The sequence below is a fragment of the Chryseobacterium candidae genome, from assembly GCF_004916905.1.
GTDB classification, from domain to species: domain Bacteria; phylum Bacteroidota; class Bacteroidia; order Flavobacteriales; family Weeksellaceae; genus Chryseobacterium; species Chryseobacterium candidae.
The window spans coordinates 84,211-107,745 of record NZ_SDLV01000058.1 but is presented as its reverse complement, the minus strand read 5'-3'; the positions used below and the strand labels follow the sequence as shown (position 1 = coordinate 107,745).

The window sequence follows — 23,535 nt, the reverse complement described above, 5'->3', positions numbered from 1 at the left end:
AAACACAAATATAAACAAAAAAGATCTTCATTATTTTGAAGATCTTTTTGATAATTTATTTTACCCCCTGTGTTACCATTCTATTTGAAATGACAGGATAGGTGCAGCCGGTAGTTTTTAAATTAACAGTAATTGTAGCGGGAACAGACCGATAGGCTGTATCACCATAAGGTTCAATGATTGTACCACTTGAATCCTTTACCGTTTTTCCTTTTATGCTGTACGTCATTGTAGCAGTTCCTGTAAATCCGCTTGAAGGAGTGAATGTGACAATGCCTGTAGACTTGTTGTACGTCCAGGTACCGGCAGAAGTTACTTTTTTGCGGTACAATGTGAGATCCGTGTCGCTGGTCTTTGCAAAACTGAATGTTGAATAATCAATATTGGCATTACTTCCGGTAGGTGGAGTTGTGATGCTTATTGGTCCTTTGTAGGCAATATCATTATTGAAAACAGGGATATTTACAGCCTGATACTTACACGTTGAAGCTGCATCATCATTGGTAACTGCTGAATAAGGAAGGGTTAATTTTACATTTCGGATAATATGTTGCTGAAATGCAGCTCCTGTAGAGGCTGCAAAACCTAATTTAAGAAAGGCAGGTGCGGTTGCATTAAGCGTCTGAGGAGTTGCAGCTCCTTCTATATCTGAAGTATTGAAATCTGTTGTCTGAGGATTGGCATTTTCCATATAAGGTACTGAAGTCTTATAATGATAATAATTGATGACATTAACAGGCGTTCCGTTTTGTGTCGTCTGGATGTCTACTTTTATATCAAATCCGTCTGTAGTGGTAGCACTTGTAAAATGGGGAATCAGATCCAGATATACTTTTCTGAACTCTCCGGCATTGTTTCTGAGATCAAACACGGTAGAAAGAGTATTGGATGTAGCAAGGTAGCTTCTGTCTGCTTGCAGTTCCCTGCCCACAGTTCCCGAGTTACTTAAAGTGGAACGCGTAATAAGAACAGGATATCCTGTAAAGCCTTCTCCTAATCCGTTTGTATTGATAGCAGCTCCTCTTGCTCCTCTGAGGGTAACATGGCTTGTAGGTTGTGACCAGGTTACTCCAGTGATTCCGTTTACCCTTGATTCACCCTGAAAACGCTTTGATTTGAAATTCCCAAATTCATCAAGGGCAATACCAAGATAAGCAGATGATAGACCTGCTTTTCTCTGGCTTGCATAGGTGTCCTTTGCCCTGTTGTAAGAATATCCAAGACCCGCTCCGGGTGCTCCGATTACTGGATTTGTCACAGCTCCATCATATAGGAAAAAGGATAAGCCATCTCCAAAAGTACCAGTGAAAGGAGTTCCGTTTTTCATGTCATATTCAAACTCAACATGAAGACCATTAACCGAGGTAAAGGTTCTTCCATTGATAAACAATCCTCCAAACTGCCCTAAGCTTGCAGGAGTAAGTTGCACTCCGGTAGAGGTATGTGATGCATTTCCCTGTATCGTAAGTTCGGAAGCTGAAGAAGCGTTCATAAGCGAGCTCGAATAGGAATAAAATCCATATATACTTGCTACTTCTGTACTGTCTGTCTGTGCATACATGAAGTTTGTAAGCAGCGAAAAAAACAGGCTCATCAATGATAGCCTTTTAACATACTTTTTCATAACTGCTTATTTTACAACAAATACGATGTTAATAAAAGCTGCCGGAGTAGCATTGGATAAAACATCGTAATTCAATACACCTGTACTGCTGATACTGTTTATTTTAAAAACAGTGGTATCATAACCTGTCACATAATAATATAAATCTGTTGCATTGGGAAAAAAAGGTATCGATGCAGGAGCAGATGTACTTCTTGCATTTGCCGGGATATTTGAAAACTGATTTTTATACAATGTGTACAGATCTTTCGTTTGACCCGTTGTGATTGTTGTAGTATCAAAAACTACACTTGGCATGTAGAAAAACTTATTGACATAGGGAGAAAGGCATACCCAATCCGGAGTTGCGGGAGTTCCTACATTTTGGCTGATACATTTTTTATTGGTATCAAAGATAATCAGACCGGTTGCCGGAGTGGTGACAGCGGATAGATTGCTGATTCTTGGCAGAAGTACGCCTTTGGAAGTACTTGTAACGTCTAAAACTGTGCTTTGATCAGGAGTTGTAGTGTTAATTCCAACCTGTGCATAAAAAGTAATGCTGAGCAATGTAAGCATTAAGGTAATAATTTTGTTCATGTTCGAAATAATTGTTTGTGTTTATACCTGGGTTAGTTTTTCAATAATATTAAATATTGAAATTTTGTTTGTGTTTTAAATGAAGATTTTGTGTTTTTTTTGTATTGTATTTTAATTCAGCGTGTTTTTAGCTAATTAATTTTAATATATGTTGTTTTATAATTATCCAAACCGGCTATTTTATTAAACTAAACAAAAATATAAGCTTTATTTTGTATTAACTTTTTTATTGAGGTTTTTGTATTATAAATACATTTGTTTTTATTTATTTTTAACAAATGTATATAAAAATGGTTTATAATAATAATGAAAAATCAATAATACAGGGACTTGATTCACTATTTAGGGAGTGATGGTTATAAATTTTCAGTATTAATGAATGATTAAAGAGAAATAGTTTTTTTTAACTTAAAATGTTAAAATTTGTTAAAGTTTTTGTTGCAATAAAAAAACACGCTTAAAAAGCGTGTTTTACTATAGAAATGTTTATTATTTGTGATTTTTTATGCCTCACAGCTTGAACATGATACGAAGTTAACCATCATTTCTTTTGAAACGGATGAACTTCTTTGGTAATAAAGTGTTTTTACTCCTTTTTTCCAGGCCTCAATATAAAGATAGTTGACATCTTTTACAGGCATTGTAGAAGGAATCTGCAGATTCAGAGACTGTGCCTGGTCAATATACTGTTGTCTCTGGGCTGCCTGAGAAATAATTTCCATTGGAGAGATTTCTTTGAACGTTTTGAATACTGCCTTTTCTTCAGGAGTAAGCTCGTTCAGGTGTTGTACAGACCCGTGGTTCAACATGATTGTTCTCCATGTTTCTTCGTTATCCAACCCTTTTTCCTTCAATAGTTTCGCCAGGTATTTGTTTTTACGCATAAAGTTTCCTTTTGCAAGGCCTGCCTTATAATAGTTGGAAGAGAAAGGCTCAATTCCAGGAGAAGTCTGTCCTAAGATGGCAGAACTTGAAGTGGTAGGAGCAATAGCCATTGTAGTGGTATTTCTTAATCCGTACCCTTTCAATACTTCCGGTTCTCCATAGATGTTCGCAAGCTCTCTTGAAGCCTGCTCAGCCTGCTCTTTAATATGTCTGAATGCTCTTGCGTTGAACTGAGTCGCTTCAAAGCTTTCAAACGGAATCATATTTTTCTGCAGATAAGAATGATATCCTAAAACTCCTAATCCAAGTGCTCTGTGACGCATAGCGAAGTTTCTTGCTCCCTGTAGGTAGTAGTTACCTTCAGTTTTGTCAATAAACTCTGATAATACAGCATCAAGGAAGTAGACTGCCAGTTTTACTGCATCGGTATCTTTCCACTCATCGTACAGCTCAAGATTCATGGAAGACAGACAGCAGATGAAAGACTCTTCCATAGTAGAAGGAAGCATGATCTCAGAACAAAGGTTACTTGCATTCACCGTCATTCCCAAATCTTTATAAACCTGAGGTTTATTTCTGTTCACGTTGTCTGTGAAGAAAATATACGGAAGACCTTTTTGCTGGCGGCTTTCCAATACTCTTGCCCAAACTTTACGTTTTTCCATATCACCCTCAATCATATCCTGCATCCAGTAATCGGGTACACATACTCCGGTAAACAGGTTCTGGATAGGGCTGCCGATATCTTTAATGGATAAAAATTCTTCAATATCTCCGTGGTCAATATCTAAGTAAGCAGCAAAGGCACCTCTTCTTACTCCTCCCTGAGAAACAACATCCATAGCCGTATCGAAAAGCTTCATGAATGAAACGGCTCCTGAAGATTTTCCGTTATCCGTTACAGCGGTTCCTCTGTTTCTCAATTCTCCAAAATATCCTGAAGTACCGCCTCCGATTTTGGTCTGCATGATGACTTCACCCATTTTGTGGGTAATCCCTTCAATACTGTCCGGAATGTGAACATTGAAACATGAGATAGGAAGACCTCTTTCCGTCCCCATATTAGCCCATACAGGAGAAGAGAAGCTGATCCATCCTTTTGTGATCATTTCTTTGAATGCCGGTTGAAGTTCAGGTTTGTATAACCTTTTTGCAGCGGCAGTGGTAATTCTGTCGATAGCTCCGTCTACCGTTTCACCTTTTAACAGATATCCTCTGTTCAGCATTTGCTCAGACTCTTCATTGAGCCACCATATATTTGAATTTTGCTCTTCCATAGATGTTATATTTTCGAATTCCGGAATGAGAGAATCACTCCGGAATTTTGTTTTTTTTATAGTATTGATTGTAAAATTTCTACTTTGTGGGAACCGTTCAGCCCGCTTTCGTCTCTTAATGTCTGAAATTCTTTAAAAGACGGAACATTCAAAACCTCATGCTGAACTTCTTCATTGATGTAGTTTGAATAATGTATAAAAGTAACACCATCTTCCTTTACATAGACCTTATATTCAAATGTTGTCTGATCCAGATTTTTGAAATCATTCAAAAACTTTTGAATATTTGCCTTATTTGCAGGAACAAATTCAGGATTTACGGTATAGCTTACAATTACATTAATCATTTTTAATTATTAAAAAAGGTTATTGATATCAATATCAAATCCTGTCGATTTTAATTCTTTAGCAAGTTCAATTTTCCAATTTCCTTGTTGATCATAAGGAGTATAAACTACTCCCGAAATATCATTAGGAACTTCAACACCTTCTTCTTTTAAAGTCATTACATTTTCTCTTCCTAGTTTTCCTATGAAATAACCTAATTCAAAGATAACATTTTGTCTTGCTCTTTTATTAGGTTTATCAATGTTATTTTTAGAGTTGCCTAGATCATCAGCTGTTAATAAAATTACAGCAAATGAAACATCGGAAAACTTTTCGAACTTCTCAATTATGGTTTTACCATTATTACTTTGTTCATGAAGAATTATTGGTTCTAATTTTAGTTTTTCTAATGTTCTTGCAACTTCAACTTTTAAATGATTATCATGTCCGTGTACAATAAATATTTCATTTCCATTTTTTAAATTACTCATATTGTTACCCGTAGAGTTATTTATTTCTAAAATATTAGTGTTTTGAATTTGATCAGAATGTTTTTTCTCAATAATATTTTCAATAATATTAATGTTTTCAGAAGAAAATTTTAGAAGCTCAATGTCCTTTTTTATTAATTCAAAATTTTTAGGAATAGAACTGTTCAATATAAATCCTTCAATTATTTTAGTTACAATGTTTTGAACTTTAATATCTTCTATATTATTGATAAATTTTATTAATACCTTTTCTAGATCACTTTTCTTTTGATTTGTTATAAGAGAAAATGTTCTATTTGTATTTTCTACTTCTATTAAAATTTGCTTCCATAGTTCATAAGAATTATTTTCCATCATTAGAATCTTGAATTCTCTGGAAAGAAAAAATGATCCGATATCTAATTTTAATAAATCATCGTAAAGTACTTCATAATTTGGTTTTATTTTTTCAAAAAGAGATAATGCTAATACATCCCGTGAAGGAAAATAATTTCTTGCCATTTTTAAAACAAATCGTTCGCAGTAATACTCTTATCGTGCTTCGTGTAGTCTACAGGTCTTTTGGCAAAGAAATCATCTAATGAATTGGCGAAAACTTCTTCCTCGAACCATACCATTGGTCTGTATTGCTCCGGAGTAATGTTGTATCTTGTTTTCATGTTGATTTTCTTCAGGCTGTCATCTACACGGTATTTCATGAAGTTTAACAGGTCTTCTTTGGAAACGTTGTCGATTTCTCCCAGTTCAAAGATCCAGCTAAGAATATCACCTTCTCTTGCGATAGACTCGTCTACTAAGGTGTAAATGTCTTCGATATCGCTGTCTGTTAACAAGTCAGGCTGTTCCTCACGGATTTTGTTGATCAGGTAGATTCCTGCATTGGCGTGAATCTGTTCATCTACGGAAGTCCATGCAATGATATTGGAAACATTCTTCATGAAACCTTTGAATCTTGTGAAAGAAAGGATGATGGCAAACTGCGAGAAAAGAGAAACGTTTTCCACTAAAATACTGAATAATAGTAAAGCAGAAACATACTCTTTAGGTGTCGCAGAATTAGCATGCTTTAAGGCATTTCCAAGAAACTCTATTCTTCCTTTTACGGCAGGAATTTCGATCACGTTAAGGAACTCGTCATTATATCCTAATACCTCTAATAAGCGGGAATATGCTTCAGAATGACGGAACTCGCATTCTGCAAAAGTAGATCCTAATCCATTGAACTCCGGTTTTGGTAGGTGGTTGTATAAATTTCCCCAGAATGTCTTTACAGACACCTCGATCTGTGCAATGGCTAACAGCGCATTTTTCACAGCATGCTTCTCATGTGGTTCCAACTGCGAATGAAAATCCTGAACATCTGCAGTAAAGTCCACTTCCGAATGCACCCAGAACGATTTGTTGATGGCCTCTACAAATTGAAGAACCTCCGGGTATTCAAATGGCTTATAACTTACTCTTTTATCAAAAATTCCCATATTAAATATCTTTATAATTAAATAATTTAGATCCTTGTGGATAAAGTTCCGGAAATACTTAACTTTTTGTTTTTCTGCGGGTTGTGAATTAAAGTTATTCACTTCCGCAAATCCATATTTCTTGTAAAGAACTAGTAGCAAAGTTCGAAAAAAAGAACTGATTTTGAAAGAGGTAAATACTAATAGGCTGACTTTTAGCCTGAAAAGTTTTCCACATTTACATGAAACTGGCTCGGATAATAGGCTGGACCGCAATCTTGAGGATAAATAGATGCAAATGAGGAGTTACAGTTAAACGATATTTTATAAACTATTATAAATAAAGGATTAATGTGTTAAACAAAAAAATATTTGAATAAATTTTTATTCTTGTAACAATTTGAAAATATGATCTACTTATTGGGTATAAAACATACATCACTTAATGTTAGTAATTCAGGATTTAAATAAGTCATACGATACAGGGAAAAGCAAGCTTCATGTTCTCAAAGGAATTAATCTGAATATTTCTGAAGGAGAGTTTGTTTCCATTATGGGAAGTTCCGGTTCCGGAAAATCCACACTTCTTAATATTATTGGAATTCTGGATGAAAAAGATTCAGGAATCTATGAATTGGATGGAGTTCCTATTGAGAATTTGTCCGAAGTAAAAGCGGCCGAATACAGAAGTAGATTCTTAGGATTTATTTTCCAGTCTTTTAACCTTATCAATTATAAAACAGCCCTGGAAAATGTTTCTCTGCCTTTGTACTATCAGAATGTACCGAGAAAAGAGCGAAATCAGAAAGCGATGGAATACCTGGAGAAAGTAGGATTGGCACAGTGGGCCAACCACCTTCCAAGTGAACTTTCAGGAGGACAGAAACAAAGAGTCGCTATTGCAAGAGCTTTGATTACAGATCCTAAAGTAGTACTGGCAGATGAGCCTACAGGAGCATTGGATTCCAAAACCACTCATGATATTATGAAACTGCTTCAGGATATTAATAATGAGGGGAAAACAATCATTGTTGTAACCCACGAACCCGATGTAGCTGCACAAACCAAAAGGAATGTAGTACTGAAGGACGGGATTATTGAAAGTGATGAGTTTATTAAGCAGATTGTGCTTTAGGAATTTGATAATTTGAAAATGAGATAATTTGAAAATTTACTGATTCAGTTTTTTAATCTTTAAATTTTTCAATCTTTAAATACCAATAAAAATGTTTGACCTAGATCGTTGGCAGGAAATATTCAGTTCTATCCGGAGCAATGTGCTCAGGACGGTACTTTCAGGGTTTACGGTAGCCCTGGGACTGTTTATTTTCATTGTGCTTTTTGGAATTGGAAAAGGACTTCAGAATGCTTTCTTTGAGGGATTTGCCGGAGATGCTAAGAACCTTATTGTTATTTCAACCGGGAAAGCCACTTTAGCGTATAAAGGGTTACAGTCTGATAGAAATGTTTCAATGAATAACGCAGACTATGATTTTTTGATTAATGCGGATAAGGAAAAAACGGGTCCTTCAAGTCCCAGGTATAGCGCCAATTTAATGGTGAAATATGGGAAAGAGAGTGGTCTTTATCAGATCAATGGTGCTGAGCCGGGGGAGCAGGTTATTGAGAATAGAAAAATTATTGATGGCCGTTATCTGACATCTATGGATTTGACAAGGAAATTAAATGTGGCAGTAATCGGAAGAATGGTTCAGCGTGATTTGATCAAAAATGGAAATCCTATTGGAAAAGATCTTGATATTAATGGAACGATGTACAAGGTGATAGGAGTCTTTTCAGATGATGGAGGAGACAGAGATGAAAGACATATTACAGTTCCTATTACCACTTTGCAGCAGATGAAAAAAGGTTCTGATACTGTAAATATAGCATATATCACCTATAGTGATAAGCTGACTCCGGATCAGGCTATAAAATATGGTGATGAGCTACAAGATAAATTGAAAGCCAGAAAAAATGTTTCTCCTGATGATGAAAATGGAGTTCGTGTCTGGAATAACGCCAAAAACATGAATGATACATTTACTTTTTTGGCAGTTCTTACCGCTATTGTTGGATTTATTGGCCTGGGGACATTGCTTGCTGGAATTATCGGGATCAGTAATATCATGGTGTATATCGTGAAAGAAAGAACCAAAGAAATCGGGGTACGAAAAGCCATTGGAGCAAAACCAGCCGGAATCGTAGGTCTGATTGTTCAGGAAAGTGTTGTGATTACAGTGGTATCCGGACTTATAGGAGTAGGAATAGGTGTTTTGACATTAACCCTTATTGGTGACAATCTCGAAGAATTCTTTATTAAAAGCCCGAGTGTAGGATGGGGAGCTATTATTATGGCATTTATTGCACTGATTTTTTCAGGATTGATTGCTGGATTTGTACCCGCGTACAGAGCTTCAAGAATAAAACCTATTGAAGCACTGAGAACAGAATAATATAAGCTAAAAAGCAAAAGCAGGTCTTTAGTTAAAAGGATGAATGAATTTCATAAATCATAATTTATAACTTATAATTCAAAAAGGTGAATATCATATTTAAAAAAGATACTTGGCAGGAGATTTATTATTCATTGAGGAATAATAAACTCCGAACATTTCTTACCATGATCGGCGTAGGATGGGGGATGTTTTTGTATGTAAGCCTTCTTGGAGCAGCAAAAGGAATGGAGAATGGTTTTGATAAATTATTTTCCGGTTTTGCTACCAATTCAATCTTCTTGTGGGCACAGAAAACGTCTATTCCATATGACGGTTTTCCTAAAGGAAGAGAAGTTCACCTGAACCTGGTAGATATGGATATGCTGAAAAGAAAAGTAACTGACATAGATTATATATCGCCGCAAAATGCAAGAGGAAGTTTTACCGGAACACCGGGAGAAGCAATGTCAAGAAACGGGAAAAACGGAACCTATTCGCTTACGGGAGATTATTCTGTAGGAAATAAAATATCAGAAAAGAAACTGATCTACGGGCGCTACATCAATGATGCAGATGTTTCCGGGAATAAGAATGTAGTCGTTATTGGAGAAGAAATTTATAAAAACTTCTTTGATTCCAAGAAACAAGAAAATCCAATAGGAAAATCAATCAATATTAAAGGTCTCTTCTTTAATGTCATCGGAGTTTTCCGTGTGAAAAAAGGAGGCGGCTTAGAAAATGACCAGACAGCTTTCATTCCACTTTCCACTTACACAAAAATGTATAATGCAGGAGACCAGATAGACATGTTTGCTATCGTAAGCAAGCCTAATGCTAACGTTAATTCTGTGGAAGAGGATGTGAAGCAGGTTCTAAAAACCAAAAATAAAGTTTCACCTGAAGATACCAATGCTTTCGGAAGCTTCAACCTTGGAAAAGAGTTTAAAAAACTGACTGGTTTTCTTACAGGGATGCAGTTACTGACCATTATTGTTGGGACACTGACTATTCTTGCAGGAGTAATCGCTATTTCAAATATTCTTTTGATTACGGTAAAAGAAAGAACCAAAGAAATCGGAATCAGAAGAGCATTGGGAGCAAAACCTGCTGAAGTAAGAAATCAGATTTTGTTGGAAAGTGTTGTAATCACACTCTCCTCGGGACTGTTGGGTTTTATGTTTGGAATTTTTGTACTCATGATCCTCAATGCTGTTACCCAGGGCCAGGATTCATTTCCTTTCTATAATCCGACAGTTAACTATGGAAACGTATTTGCAGCCATGGCTGTAATGGTGGTTTTGGGATTGATAATTGGGATGATTCCTGCGCAGAGAGCCGTAAAGATAAGACCTATTGAAGCATTAAGAACAGAGTAATTAATTTGAAAATGAAACAATTTGAAAATTTGAAAATGAAGACGGACGGTTTATCAAAGTACCGGATTGATCTTTTAATTTTTAAATCATTCAATCTTTAAATAAAAAATAAACTATACATATGAAAAAGAAATTCACCTGGAAAAAAGCCATTTATATAGTGTTGGGGCTTTTATTTGCAGTGGCATTGTTCTCGGGGCTTGGCTATCTTATTAAATCTAACTCTAAAGAAAGCGAGGCTTTCCTTACCCGTAAGCCTACTATTCAGAATATGGATGATAAAGTGATGGCCACAGGAAAAATTGTTCCCAAAGAAGAAATTGAAATCAAACCCAACATTGCAGGGATTATAGATAAAATATTAGTAAAAGAAGGAGATAAGGTAGAAGTAGGACAGCTGATTGCTACCGTTAAAATTGTTCCAAGCATCTCTGAAGTAAACGCCGCCCAGCAGGAAGTTCAGAATGCGCAGATTCAGATCAGTAATGCGCAGATGAATGTAGGGAATATGCAAAGGCAGTTTGAAATACAGGACAAATTATACAAGCAAGGAGTCACTTCTAAACAGGAGTATCTGAACTCTCAGCAGCAGTTGTACACTCAGCAGCAGACGTTGAAAAATGCTCAGCAGCAGTTAAATACCGCTCAAAAAAGATTGCAGATCGCTAAAACAGGAGCAACTCCGGAACTTAAAGGACAAGGTTTAGCTACTACAGAAATCCGTTCCAAAGCCTCAGGTACCGTACTTGAAGTTCCTGTAAAAGCAGGAAGCCAGGTGATTGAAGCCAATAACTTTAACGCAGGAACCACAATCTGTTCAGTGGCAGATTTAAATGTTTTGATTTTTAAAGGCGAAATTGATGAAGCACAGGCAGGAAAGCTAAGTGAAGGTATGGATATGAACATCGTGATCGGTGCTCTTCAGAATAAAACATTCCCGGGAAAACTAACCATGATTGCTCCAAAAGGTAAAGATAATGCAGGAACTATTAAATTTCCGGTAGAAGGTAATGTAACTAATCCTAATAATGAGTATATTAGAGCAGGTTTTTCGGCCAATGGTGAAATTGTGTTGAGTTCTCAGAAAAATGCATTATTATTGGATGAGTCTTTAGTTCAGTATGAAAAGAAACAAGGAAAAGATGTACCTTTCGTAGAAGTAAAACAAAAAGATGGGAAGTTCAAAAAAGTATACGTGAAACTGGGAGCAAGTGATGGGATCAATGTTCAGATTCTTCCGGGATCAAATATCACAAAAGATACGGAGATTAAAGTTTGGAATCCGTCTGATAAAGACAAAGAAGAGCTTAAAGAAAAAGCAAATAAAAAATAATAAACTACACTATACACTTTTAAACTGTGAATCCTGGAGAAATTTTTTTCTCCGGGATTCTTTTTTGATATATTGATAGTATTCTAAAATAGAAAGAATGTAACAAAAAGTAAATTCAAACTGTCTTATCTTTAAATTTTAAACTATTATCCCTCATGAAAAAAGACTATTGGATTCTGTTTCTTTTTATCATTGCAAAGTTTGCACTCCAATACTCACTGATAAGCCCTGAGTATGAACTTCACAGAGATGAATACCTGCATCTTGATCAGGCCAATCATCTTGCCTGGGGATATCTCTCTGTTCCTCCTGTTAATTCCTGGTTGGCCTGGATGATTAAAATGTTGGGAAATTCTATTTTTTGGGTTAAATTCTTTCCAGTGCTGTTCGGAGCTTTGACAATTGTGCTGACATGGAAAGTTGTTGAAGAACTTAAAGGAGGTCTGTTTGCTAAAATTCTGGCTTCTGCAGGAATATTATTTTCAGTGCTTCTCCGGATTAATATGCTGTTCCAGCCAACCTCTCTGGAGATTTTACTCTGGCTTTCCCTTTATTACAGCCTGATCAGATATTTCAATTCTCAAAAAATAGAATGGTTGTATATAGGTGCCGTTATTGTTGGAATAGGAATATTAAATAAATACAATATTGCTTTTGCATTGTTAGGACTTATTCCTGCATTACTGTTGACAAAGCAAAGGCAGATTTTTATGCAGTCTCATGTGTATTGGGCTGCTCTTTTAGCTTTAATTATTATTTTCCCCAATCTTCTTTGGCAGTACCAGAACCAGTTTCCGGTTATTCATCATATGAAAGAACTTTCTGAAAAACAATTGGTGCATGTAGATCGAATGGGTTTTATGAAATCACAGATTTTATTTTTTGTTGGAGTTATTTTTGTAACGATTGCAGGTTGGGGAGCATTGCTGTTGTACAAACCTTTTGAGAAATTCAGGTTTTTCTTCTGGAGCTATATCATAACTATTAGTCTGTTTTTGTTTTTTAAAGCAAAAGATTACTACGCGATAGGGCTTTATCCGGTTTATATTGCTTTTGGTGCTGTTTTTCTCGGGCATGTGTTAGAAAAAGGATGGAAAAGGTTTTTAAAACCGGTTAGCATACTTATTCCAATACTTTTATTCCTTCCACTATATAATGTCGCCTTTCCGAATAAAAGTCCTGAATATATTGAATCTCACCAGGATCAATACAAAAAATTCGGACTGCTTCGCTGGGAAGATGGAAAAGATCATCCGCTGCCACAGGATTTTGCCGATATGCAGGGTTGGAAAGAGCTGGCTCAAAAAGTAGATAAAGAATATTTCAGGGTATCAAAAACCGGAAATACGATGGTGCTGTGTGATAATTACGGACAGGCCGGAGCTATTAATTATTATTCGAAGGCTGGCGTTACGGCCATGTCATTTCATGCGGATTATATCAATTGGATAGATGTAAGCAGGAAATATAAAAATGTTATCAGAGTTAAAGATGCCCCTGAAGCAGGGAGAGAACTTGAAGAATCCGGCTCTTTTTTTGAAGTTTCAAAATTAGCTGATTCTATTACCAATCCGTATGCAAGAGAAAGAGGAACCGCAATTTTCAGTTTTCAGGGAGCAAAAACAGATATCAATAAAAGAATTCAGGACGAAATTATCGAAGTAAAAAATGAGTGGAAATAGTTTTTCAAAATTGAGAGAGAAGTGATGATTTGTTTACAAAATAAAGGTAATAGATATAAATTGTTATTGCAATCTTGTTGCGTTAATTAATTTTAATTTACCTTTGCACTATCATCTATCATCTATCATCTATCATCTATCAACTGAACTATGAAAAACAAAAACTTTGATGTCATTATAACAGGAGGAAGCTATTCTGGATTGTCAGCAGGAATGTCTTTAGGAAGATCTTTAAGAAATGTTCTGATTATCGATAACGGAAAACCTTGTAACATACAGACTCCGCATTCCCATAATTTTATTACTCATGATGGGAAAACACCCGCGGAAATTGCAAAGCTGGCAAAAGAAGATGTTCAAAAATACAATACAGTTCACTTTTATAACGGAACCGTAGTGAAAACACAAAAGACAACCGAAGGTTTTGTGATTGAAACTTCCTCCGGTGAAAAATTTAATGCTAAAAAACTTATTCTTGCTTCAGGAGTGAAAGATATAATGCCGGATATTCCTGGGTTTGCAGAATGCTGGGGAACTTCTGTTATACACTGCCCATACTGTCATGGTTATGAAGTGAAAAACGAGGTTACCGGAATTCTTTCCAATGGAGATATGGCTTACGAATTTTCAAAACTGATTTTTAATCTGACTAAAGATCTTACCCTGTTTACCAACGGAAAGTCTTCACTTTCAAAAGAACAGATTGAAAAACTGGGTCACAATAAAATCGTTCTTAACGAAGATGAAATAAAAGAAATAAAACATGAAAACGGTTTCATTCAAAAAATAGTGTTTAAAAACGGAAAAGAACTTCCTTTACAGGCTTTGTATGCTAAAATTCCTTTTGAACAAAATATCAATGTATCTGGTGATCTGGGTTGTGAAATGACAGAACAGGGATTTATTAAAGTAGATATGATGCAGAAAACAAACATTCCCGGAGTTTTTGCCTGTGGAGATAATGTAACCATGATGCGTTCCGTATCCAATGCAGTTGCACAGGGAAATTTTGCAGGTGCTGTGGTGAATAAAGAACTTGCCGATGAGGAATTTTAAAGGCTTTCTTATTATAAAGTTGTTTAAACTTTATAAAACCACAAAAGTCACAAAAGGTTTCATTTTAAACCATTTTAGTCTACTTAAGTAAGTTTAAAATAAGTCTGAAGAAAAGTTCACATAAGACGAAAATCAAAGATTTTTTAAAACTTCGGTTTACTTATTATGCATAAAATCTGGTCCTAAAATACTTAAGTGTTTAAACTTTTGTGCCTTTTATGGTTAAAATAATTAATGTAAAAGTTGACACGGTTTTAATATAATATAAAAGGAGGTGTTTTTTCATTTTTTGGTGTTTAAAAATCATTTTTTCAATAGAGAAATCTCGATGAAAATTCCGTACATTTGGGGTGAAAATTTCAAAAACTAAAAGTAAAATGGATATTATTTTCGACCTGATTGAAAAGGAAAGACAAAGACAAACCCATGGTTTAGAACTTATTGCATCAGAAAACTTTGTTTCTGAAAATGTAATGAAAGCAATGGGAAGTGTACTGACAAATAAATATGCTGAAGGATATCCCGGAAAAAGATATTACGGAGGATGTGAAGTAGTAGATGAGGTTGAAACTTTAGCGATCAACAGAGCTAAAGAACTTTTCGGAGTAGATTATGTGAATGTTCAGCCGCATTCCGGTTCTCAGGCGAATGCAGCCATTTATCTTGCAGTTTTGAAACCAGGAGACAAAATCATGGGGATGGACCTTTCAATGGGAGGACACCTTACCCACGGTTCTGCAGTGAATTTCTCAGGGATTCAGTATAACGTAGTTTCTTATGGAGTTCAGCAGGAAACAGGTCTAATTGATTATGACCAAATGAGAGAAGTAGCACTGAGAGAAAAGCCAAAAATGCTTATCGCTGGTTTCTCAGCATATTCAAGAGACTTGGATTATGCTAAATTCAGAGAAGTGGCAGACGAAATAGGAGCTACTCTTTGGGCAGACATCGCTCACCCGGCTGGTTTAGTAGCAAAAGGATTGTTAAATTCTCCATTCGAACACTGTCATGTAGTAACTACTACTACTCACAAAACCCTGAGAGGACCAAGAGGAGGAATGATCATGATGGGGAAAGACTTTGAAAATACTTACGGTCACAAAACTCCAAAAGGAGAAATTAAAATGATGAGCCAGGTACTGGACGGAGCTGTATTCCCTGGTATTCAGGGAGGACCTCTTGAACACGTGATTGCCGGTAAAGCGGTAGCTTTCGGTGAAGCATTGGATGTACAGTTCGAAACCTATGCAAAACAGGTTAAAGCTAATGCTCAGGCATTATCAAAAGCAATGATAGACAGAGGATTTGATATCGTAAGCGGTGGTACAGATAATCACCTGATGCTGGTAGACCTTAGAAATAAAGGAGTAAACGGTAAAGAAACTGAAAAAGCATTAGTACTTGCTGATATTACTTGTAATAAAAACATGGTTCCTTTTGATGATAAATCACCATTTACAACATCTGGTATCAGATTGGGAACTGCGGCTATTACAACAAGAGGGTTGAAAGAAAATGATATGGACACTATTGCCGGATTAATTTCTGAGGTAGTAGACAATATCAAAAATGAAGAAGTTCTTGGATCTGTAAGAAAGAAAGTTAACGAATTAATGGAAGGTAAAGCTCTGTTCAATTACTAACGGGCATTCCAATATCATGTAAAGAATGGGCAGACTGCTCATTCTTTTTTTATTCAAATGGAAAAGAAATCTTATACTTTCGACGAAATTAAGCAGAAACTGGTTAATTATTGTGTTTATCAGGATCGCTGCCATGCCGAAGTGGAACAGAAGATGAGAGAATTTCTGCTTATTGATGAAGCAAAAGAAGAAATTATTTTATTTCTCCTGAAAGAAAATTACCTGAACGAAGAAAGATTTACCCGGAGCTACATCCGAGGCAAATTTTACATCAAACACTGGGGCAAGACCAAGATTAAAATGAATCTGAAACAGAAACAGATTTCTGAAAGGTTGATTAACTCCTGTTTTGATGAGATTGATGAATCTGATTATGAGAAAACCATCAGAAAAATTTTTGATGATTACTACACCAGGCAAACCGGCTTGAAAGAATATCAAAAAAAAACCAAAACTATAAAATATTTGATGAGTAAAGGTTTTGAGTATGAAAAAATAATTGATATTTTTGACTAAATATTAATAAATCAAAAAAACTTGACGCATGACTTTTAGGAAAAAAAACAATCAGTTCATTGAAAAAGATTGATATATAAAGATTTAATAATTCTTTTAAAGAAAAACAGTTAAATTAAAGAATTTGTATAGATAAATATCACCTTCATAAACAGTTTGTATGGTACGATTTTTGTCACTGAATTTAGCTGTACCGCAATGAAATTGTTAGACTATATAAATGAAACATCAAATTTATTTTTGATTTCAGCATATTGAAATAAATTTATTTTATTTTTGCATGATTGTATCAAAATTATCTTTGATTGGATAGTTTAGATATTATACCTTAATTAAATATGAACACCAATATAGACAATGTACAATTCTCTTAGAAAAACAATATTTGGAGGGGATAATGTTGTCAATCTCTCAGACGTAAGATATCTTCCTAGATGGATAATTCTTGTAATAGATATTATTATTCTGGTAATATCTTTATTTCTTTCTACTTACATTATCGCAAAAATTACCAAGCAGGAATTTATATATCATGACGATAAAAGCTTGATTTTTAGTTTTATTATCCTTGTGAATGCTGCTTTTATGTATGTCTTCAAGACCTATGCAGGTATTATCCGTCATTCCACATTTATAGATTTATTTAAGCTTCTGATATCCTGTTTTTGCACAATGCTGGCTATCGGAACAGTAAATATCTGTTATTTCTGGATTACAGGAAGCAAATTCATACTGACTCCTTATCTGATGCTTTATTTTGTAATTTCATTTATGGGATTATTTCTTTTCAGACTCTATGTAAAAGAATTTTTTCATATCGTAAGGGAATACAGAAGAAGTGCGCTGAAAAAAAGAATTTTGGTATTGGGAATTGATGAACAATCTATTGCCATTGCCCGTGCTATTCTTGATAATCCGAGTTTGCCTTATCAGGTAGTAGGATTTTTGACACAAAGAACAGATTCTAAAAGGGCCTCTCTACTAGGAAAGCCAATTTATGAAAAACAAAAAATAGAGGAAAATACCAAAGAAGATCTTATCATTGATGGCGTTCTTGTTGTTAAAGAAATGATGGCCAGAGATGAGATGAATTCATGGGTAAATTTATTTTTAGAGAAGGATCTTAACGTCTTTAAAGCACCTTCAGTACAAAAGCTTAGAGATAGTGATCTGGGTGGATCTATTAGAAATCTTCAAATTGAAGATCTGTTGAATAGAAAACCTATCAAAATTCAGAACGAAAAAGTTAAAAAAAGACATTTTGATAAAACAGTATTAGTAACCGGTGGAGCAGGATCCATAGGAAGTGAAATTGTAAGACAGGTTGCTCTTTTCAATCCTTCATTGATTGTCATTTTAGATCAGGCAGAAACACCGCTTTATGAAATTGAACTTGAAATGACAGAGAAATTCCCTCATATCGCTTTCAAATTTGTTTTAGGAGATGTTTCCAATCATCACAGGATGGAATCTCTTTTCCAGACTTATAATTTCTCAATGGTATATCATGCAGCTGCTTATAAGCATGTCCCTTTGGTGGAAGAAAACCCTCACGAAGCCATCTTTGTTAATATATTAGGATCAAAGATTGTTGCAAAACTATCCAGTAAATATAAAGTAAACAGATTCGTAATGGTATCTACAGATAAAGCTGTAAATCCAACCAATGTAATGGGTGCATCAAAACGAGCTGCTGAACTTTTTGTGCAGTCGCTTCAGAATGTAGAAGGTAACGTTACCAAGTTTATTACAACAAGGTTTGGAAATGTACTGGGATCCAATGGCTCTGTTATTCCTCATTTCAAAAAGCAGATTGAAGCAGGAGGACCGGTAACCATTACCCATCCGGAAATTGTAAGGTATTTCATGACGATTCCTGAAGCCTGTGAACTTGTACTTCAGGCCGGAACAATGGGTGAGGGAGGTGAAATTTTTGTTTTCGATATGGGGGAACCTGTTAAAATTATTGATCTTGCCAAAAGAATGATAAAATTATCCGGATTCGAACCTAATATTGATATTAAGATTATTTATACAGGTCTAAGACCTGGGGAGAAGTTATATGAAGAACTCTTGAGTGACGACGCAAAAACACTTCCTACTCATAATGATAAAATTATGATTTCTAAAGACCCTTCTATGGGATTTGCAGAAATAGATACGCTTACTAAAGAAATTACTAAAGCTTCTCTTAGAAGAGATAAAGTGGAAGTGGTAAGGATTCTCAAAAAAATAGTGCCGGAATTCCGAAGCAATAATTCAATCTATGAGGCCCTGGATAAATAGAAAAAATATAAATGTATATTTGCATAATTTAACAAAATAATGAAAGGAAAAATATTAGCAGTAGTTTTGGCGTCTTCATTAGTGATTTCCTGTAAAGTGAATCCTAATGCTAAGAATGATTTAAATTATATGCAGAATATAGAACAGGTTGCAATCAATGCCTCTGCTAAAAATTCAGCGAATACCATCCAGGTAGGAGATCAGTTAGTTATTCTGATCACTGCTAAAGATATGGATGTTGTAAAACCTTTTAATCAGAATTACTCTTCGTCAGAACTTGTCCAAACAAATGCCACGGCAGGTGGAAACACTCCTAATCAGGGAGCAACAATACTGTCAGGACCAACCTATATTGTAGATGCAAATGGAAATATTGATTTTCCGATATTAGGAAAGCTGAACACATCAGATAAGAGTTTGACGACCTTCAAAGATGAGCTAAGGGAAAAAATGACGAAATACGTTATTAATCCAACAGTTAATATGCGACTTGCCAATTTTAAAGTGACCGTTTTAGGAGAAGTAAACAGACAAGGAGATTATACTATCGCTAATGGACAAGCAACTATTTTAAATGCTTTAGGGATGGCTGGTGATCTTACTCAGTATGGAAAAAGAGATGATATCTTAATCGTAAGAACTGAAAACGGTGTCGTTTCGCATGGTCGTGTCAACATTTTGGATGGTAATCTGATTAATTCGCCATATTATAATCTTAAACAGGGTGATGCTATTATTGTTTCTTCAAGCAATACAAAGGATGTTTTAGCAAAACAAAATCCAAATACAGGCCTTTACCTGACAGCGATTTCTATCGGTATTACAGCCATTGCAGTAGTGGTAAGTTTATTTAATAAGAAATAAAAATTGATGGATAACCAAAAATCTTCACAATTTTCAGAGGAAGAAAACAGCATAATCAAGATTAATATTGGTGAAATTATAAAACCATATATCCGAAAATGGCCTTGGTTTATTATAAGTGCATTTATTGCTCTGATAATAGGCTATATTTCATTGAAGTTTATGGTTCCTATTTATAGTGTACAGTCTACAATTCTTATCAAAGATGCTAAAAATTCCTCGTCATCAGTAATGGCAAATGATTTGGGAGTATTACCTGATTTGTCAGGAATTGGGGGGCTTAAAACCAATAGTATAGCCAATGAAATAGAAGTTTTGAAGTCAAAAAAGATGATGAGTGAAGTTATCAGCAATTTAAATCTTCAAACTAATATTACAGCAAAAGGAAAAATAAGAACCTTAGAACTATATAAAGAAACTTCTCCTGTAGAAGTGAGAGTAATTGGAGAGAAAAAAGATAAAGGCTCTGTAAATACAATTCAGCTTGCCATCAATGGAGAGAAGTTAACATTGAATGGAGAAAGTCTTAAAAAAGATATTATAACAACTTATGGTAAAACAATAAGTTTACCATTTGCTAATATTATAATAACAAAAAATTCCAAATTTAACTCCGCAGAAGTTAAAGGGATAAACATGAATAATCTGGTACTTCAGATATCCTCTCTGGAAGCTGCCGTAAATAGTCTTCAAGGACCACTTAATGTCGATCTTGTCAATAGAGAAACTACTGTCCTTAAACTTGGATATCAGTATCCTCAGATTTCAAAAGCCAAAGATATTATTAATAGTCTGATAGTAGCTTATAATAATGATGCTATTGTAGATAAAAATTCAGAATCAAAAAAGACTTTGGATTTCATTGAAGATAGAATAAAAAAATTATCAGGTGAGCTGGGAGAAGTTGAAAATCAGAAAGAAAGCTTTAAATCTAAAAATAATCTTACAGATTTAGAAACGGAAGCTAAAATTAATTTAGAAAGTTCTGCAGCAGCCAGGGCTAAGCAACTGGATGTAGATGCTCAGCTTGAACTTACAACAGCACTTATAGGCTATGTTTCCAAACAAGGACAGTATCAGGTTCTGCCTGCAAATGTTGGATTGAATAATCCTGAAGCAATATCAGGAATATCTTCATATAATCAACTTGTTTTACAGAGAAACAGATTACTTGAATCTGCTACGCCGGAAAACCCTACTGTGGTAGATGTTACAAAGCAAATTAATGCAATGCGTAGTTCTATAATGCAGACTCTCCAAAGGAATAGAGTAGGGCTGGAGCTTGCAAGAAATGAATATTTAGGAGAGCAAAATAAAGTTTCCGGAATAATATCAAAACTTCCTTCTATTGAAAAAATGTTCAGAAGCATAGAAAGACAACAACAAATTAAGGAAAATTTGTATTTGCTTTTACTTCAGAAAAGAGAAGAAACAGCTATTGCTCAATCTATTATAGCTCCAAAAGCAAAAGTTCTTGATGCTGCGTATGCTTCACCAGTAGCAATTTCTCCAAAAACCAATGTTATTTTGACGGTTTATTTAGTTGCTGGTCTGTTAATTCCTTTTATTATTATTTATTTAACAATACTTTTCAATAATAAGATTATTACTAAACATGATCTTGAGAAGGTTGTCCATGCTCCTATTATTGCAGAATTGCCAAGTCTTGAAAAAGGAGATTCCGAGATTGTTAAAATGAATGATATTACTCCTATGGCGGAAGCATTTAGAATTCTTATTACCAATATGAATTTCATGCTTTCAAAAGAGAAAAAAGGGAAAGTAGTATTTGTTACCTCAACCGTAAAAGGTGAAGGGAAAACATTCACATCTGTGAATTTGGCTTTAACATTGGCAAACCCTAAGAAAAAAGCAATTATTATCGGATCTGATATCAGAAACCCTCAGCTTCAAAGATATAATCCTGCCAGAAAAGGACTTGCCGGGCTTACGGAGTATCTATACAATGAAGACACTAAACTTGCAGATATTATTCATGTATCATCTTTTAATCCTTACCTGGATGTAATTTATTCAGGAATGATTCCTCCGAACCCAACAGAATTGTTATCTAACGGGCGTTATGAGGTCCTTCTTAGTGAATTGAAAGAAAAATATGAATATATTATTCTGGATACTGCTCCATTGCTTCTCGTAACAGATACTTTCCTTATTGCTGAACTTTCTGATATCACGATTTATGTTTCCAGATCTAAATACACTGAAAAGGCATTATTAGAATTTGCCAATAACAATATCGATCAGAAAAAGATCAGAAATGTAGGATTTGTACTTAATGATGTAAGCAGAGAAAATTTAGGATACAGTAACAAATACGGTTATGGCTATAACCAGCATACAGAACAATCTTGGTTTCAAAAAATAAAAAATAAATTTAGTTAATGGCAACAACATATAAAATAGCGGTTATAGGCCAGGGTTATGTAGGTCTTCCTTTATCTCTTGAATTTGCAGATCACTATCCTGTTTTTGGATTTGATATCAATACACAGCGTGTTGATCAGCTTAATAACGGAAAGGATATAACGCTTGAGGCTGATGTTGATAAATTAAATAGCGGACTGAAAAAGTATAACGAATCCAATGGTTCTTTAGGTTATAAAGCAACAAGCCAGTTATCTGATATTGCTGAAGCTAATGTATTCATTGTAACAGTTCCTACCCCTATTGATAAATATAATGCTCCCGATTTGAATCCATTGATTTCTGCTTCAAAAATGTTAGGAGAAATTATCAAAAAAGGAGATATTGTTATTTATGAATCTACGGTTTTTCCCGGATGTACAGAAGAAGAATGTGTACCGGTTCTTGAGAAATATTCAGGACTTACGTTTAACGAAGATTTTTTCGTAGGCTACTCTCCGGAAAGAATTAATCCGGGAGATAAAGTAAATACGCTTACAAGCGTTAAAAAAGTAACGTCAGGTTCTACGGAAAAGATTGCCGAAGAAGTAGATCAACTGTATAAGAAAATTATTACTGCAGGAACCCATAAAGCACCTAGCATTAAAGTTGCAGAAGCCTCAAAAGCTATAGAAAATGCACAAAGAGATGTTAATATTTCTTTTGTTAACGAATTGGCTTTAATTTTCGACAGAGTAGGAATTGATACCAATGATGTATTGGAAGCTGCAGGAACAAAATATAATTTCCTTAAATATAAACCAGGATTGGTGGGAGGACATTGTATCTCCGTAGATCCTTATTACCTTGCACACAAAGCAGAACAACTGGGGTATCATCCGGATGTGATCTTATCCGGAAGACGTGTAAACGATTCTATTGCAAAGTTTGTTGCTGCTAAAGTGGTGAAACTTCTTATTGCAAAAGGCGGAGTAATTAAAAATTCCAGTGCCCTTATTTTAGGAGTTACATTCAAAGAAAACTGTCCCGATGTCAGAAATACTAAAGTAGTAGATATCTACAGAGAATTGGCTGATTACGGAGTAAATGTTGATATTTATGATCCGTGGGCAAGCAAAGAAGAAGTAAAACATGAATATGGAATTGATATTCTGGACGCTCTTGAGGAAGGGAAAAAGTATGATTCTTTAGTGATCGCAGTATCTCATAATGAGTTTCTGGAAATGGATCTGAATCAGCTTAAAAAAGAAAATGCTGTGGTTTTCGATACTAAAGCATGTTTAGACAGAAATCTGGTAGACGCAAGATTATAACTG

General features: G+C 35.0%; 18 protein-coding genes. 12 read left to right on the top strand and 6 right to left on the bottom strand.

Going from position 1 to position 23,535, the window contains the following annotated elements; translation table 11 throughout:
• Window positions 1–55 precede the first annotated feature (55 nt).
• From EK417_RS20295 to EK417_RS20270, 6 genes are all read right to left on the bottom strand, one after another.
• On the bottom strand, window positions 56–1,624 hold the full coding sequence (locus tag EK417_RS20295; protein ID WP_110367131.1) for a hypothetical protein: 1,569 nt from the start codon (window positions 1,622–1,624) through the stop codon (window positions 56–58).
• 6 nt (window positions 1,625–1,630) lie between these two features.
• Window positions 1,631–2,203, bottom strand: coding sequence for a phage tail-like protein (locus EK417_RS20290; protein ID WP_110367132.1), 573 nt, complete (start codon window positions 2,201–2,203; stop codon window positions 1,631–1,633).
• A 503-nt stretch (window positions 2,204–2,706) separates the two neighbouring features.
• The gene (locus EK417_RS20285; protein WP_076596295.1) at window positions 2,707–4,365 is read right to left on the bottom strand and encodes a ribonucleoside-diphosphate reductase subunit alpha; all 1,659 of its coding nucleotides are present in this window, start codon (window positions 4,363–4,365) and stop codon (window positions 2,707–2,709) included.
• A 56-nt stretch (window positions 4,366–4,421) separates the two neighbouring features.
• The gene (locus EK417_RS20280; protein ID WP_136523187.1) at window positions 4,422–4,712 is read right to left on the bottom strand and encodes a hypothetical protein; all 291 of its coding nucleotides are present in this window, start codon (window positions 4,710–4,712) and stop codon (window positions 4,422–4,424) included.
• A gap of 9 nt (window positions 4,713–4,721) precedes the next feature.
• Complete coding sequence (locus EK417_RS21495; protein WP_228457979.1) at window positions 4,722–5,684, bottom strand: TIR domain-containing protein; 963 nt, start codon at window positions 5,682–5,684, stop codon at window positions 4,722–4,724.
• 2 nt (window positions 5,685–5,686) lie between these two features.
• Window positions 5,687–6,661: a ribonucleotide-diphosphate reductase subunit beta gene (locus EK417_RS20270; RefSeq protein WP_041461620.1), complete on the bottom strand. Its 975-nt coding sequence runs from the start codon at window positions 6,659–6,661 to the stop codon at window positions 5,687–5,689.
• 424 nt (window positions 6,662–7,085) lie between these two features.
• Between EK417_RS20270 and EK417_RS20265 the strand changes: the two genes are divergently transcribed.
• The 12 genes from EK417_RS20265 to EK417_RS20210 all read left to right on the top strand — a co-directional run bounded on the left by EK417_RS20265 (window position 7,086) and on the right by EK417_RS20210 (window position 23,532).
• Window positions 7,086–7,775 (top strand): ABC transporter ATP-binding protein, encoded by a 690-nt coding sequence (locus tag EK417_RS20265; RefSeq protein ID WP_136523186.1) that lies wholly within the window; start codon window positions 7,086–7,088, stop codon window positions 7,773–7,775.
• A 91-nt stretch (window positions 7,776–7,866) separates the two neighbouring features.
• Window positions 7,867–9,096 (top strand): ABC transporter permease, encoded by a 1,230-nt coding sequence (locus tag EK417_RS20260; protein ID WP_076596293.1) that lies wholly within the window; start codon window positions 7,867–7,869, stop codon window positions 9,094–9,096.
• Between the two features lie 86 nt (window positions 9,097–9,182).
• Window positions 9,183–10,454, top strand: a complete 1,272-nt coding sequence (locus EK417_RS20255) for an ABC transporter permease (protein ID WP_076596292.1) — start codon at window positions 9,183–9,185, stop codon at window positions 10,452–10,454.
• Window positions 10,455–10,575: 121 nt separating this feature from the next.
• Window positions 10,576–11,787 (top strand): efflux RND transporter periplasmic adaptor subunit, encoded by a 1,212-nt coding sequence (locus EK417_RS20250; RefSeq protein WP_181446087.1) that lies wholly within the window; start codon window positions 10,576–10,578, stop codon window positions 11,785–11,787.
• Between the two features lie 155 nt (window positions 11,788–11,942).
• Window positions 11,943–13,469, top strand: a complete 1,527-nt coding sequence (locus tag EK417_RS20245; protein WP_136523184.1) for a glycosyltransferase family 39 protein — start codon at window positions 11,943–11,945, stop codon at window positions 13,467–13,469.
• Between the two features lie 150 nt (window positions 13,470–13,619).
• Window positions 13,620–14,525, top strand: coding sequence for an NAD(P)/FAD-dependent oxidoreductase (locus EK417_RS20240; protein ID WP_136523183.1), 906 nt, complete (start codon window positions 13,620–13,622; stop codon window positions 14,523–14,525).
• Between the two features lie 377 nt (window positions 14,526–14,902).
• Window positions 14,903–16,168, top strand: a complete 1,266-nt coding sequence (gene glyA, locus EK417_RS20235) for a serine hydroxymethyltransferase (protein ID WP_076596610.1) — start codon at window positions 14,903–14,905, stop codon at window positions 16,166–16,168.
• Window positions 16,169–16,225: 57 nt separating this feature from the next.
• Complete coding sequence (locus EK417_RS20230; RefSeq protein ID WP_083688869.1) at window positions 16,226–16,684, top strand: regulatory protein RecX; 459 nt, start codon at window positions 16,226–16,228, stop codon at window positions 16,682–16,684.
• Window positions 16,685–17,041: 357 nt separating this feature from the next.
• Window positions 17,042–18,970, top strand: coding sequence for a polysaccharide biosynthesis protein (locus tag EK417_RS20225; RefSeq protein WP_076596609.1), 1,929 nt, complete (start codon window positions 17,042–17,044; stop codon window positions 18,968–18,970).
• A 39-nt stretch (window positions 18,971–19,009) separates the two neighbouring features.
• Window positions 19,010–19,834, top strand: a complete 825-nt coding sequence (locus EK417_RS20220) for a polysaccharide biosynthesis/export family protein (protein WP_076596608.1) — start codon at window positions 19,010–19,012, stop codon at window positions 19,832–19,834.
• 6 nt (window positions 19,835–19,840) lie between these two features.
• Window positions 19,841–22,237, top strand: coding sequence for a GumC family protein (locus EK417_RS20215; protein WP_076596607.1), 2,397 nt, complete (start codon window positions 19,841–19,843; stop codon window positions 22,235–22,237).
• The gene (locus tag EK417_RS20210; RefSeq protein ID WP_076596606.1) at window positions 22,237–23,532 is read left to right on the top strand and encodes a nucleotide sugar dehydrogenase; all 1,296 of its coding nucleotides are present in this window, start codon (window positions 22,237–22,239) and stop codon (window positions 23,530–23,532) included. The genes EK417_RS20215 and EK417_RS20210 overlap by 1 nt, the downstream gene beginning before the upstream one ends.
• The last annotated feature ends 3 nt before the right edge of the window (window positions 23,533–23,535 follow it).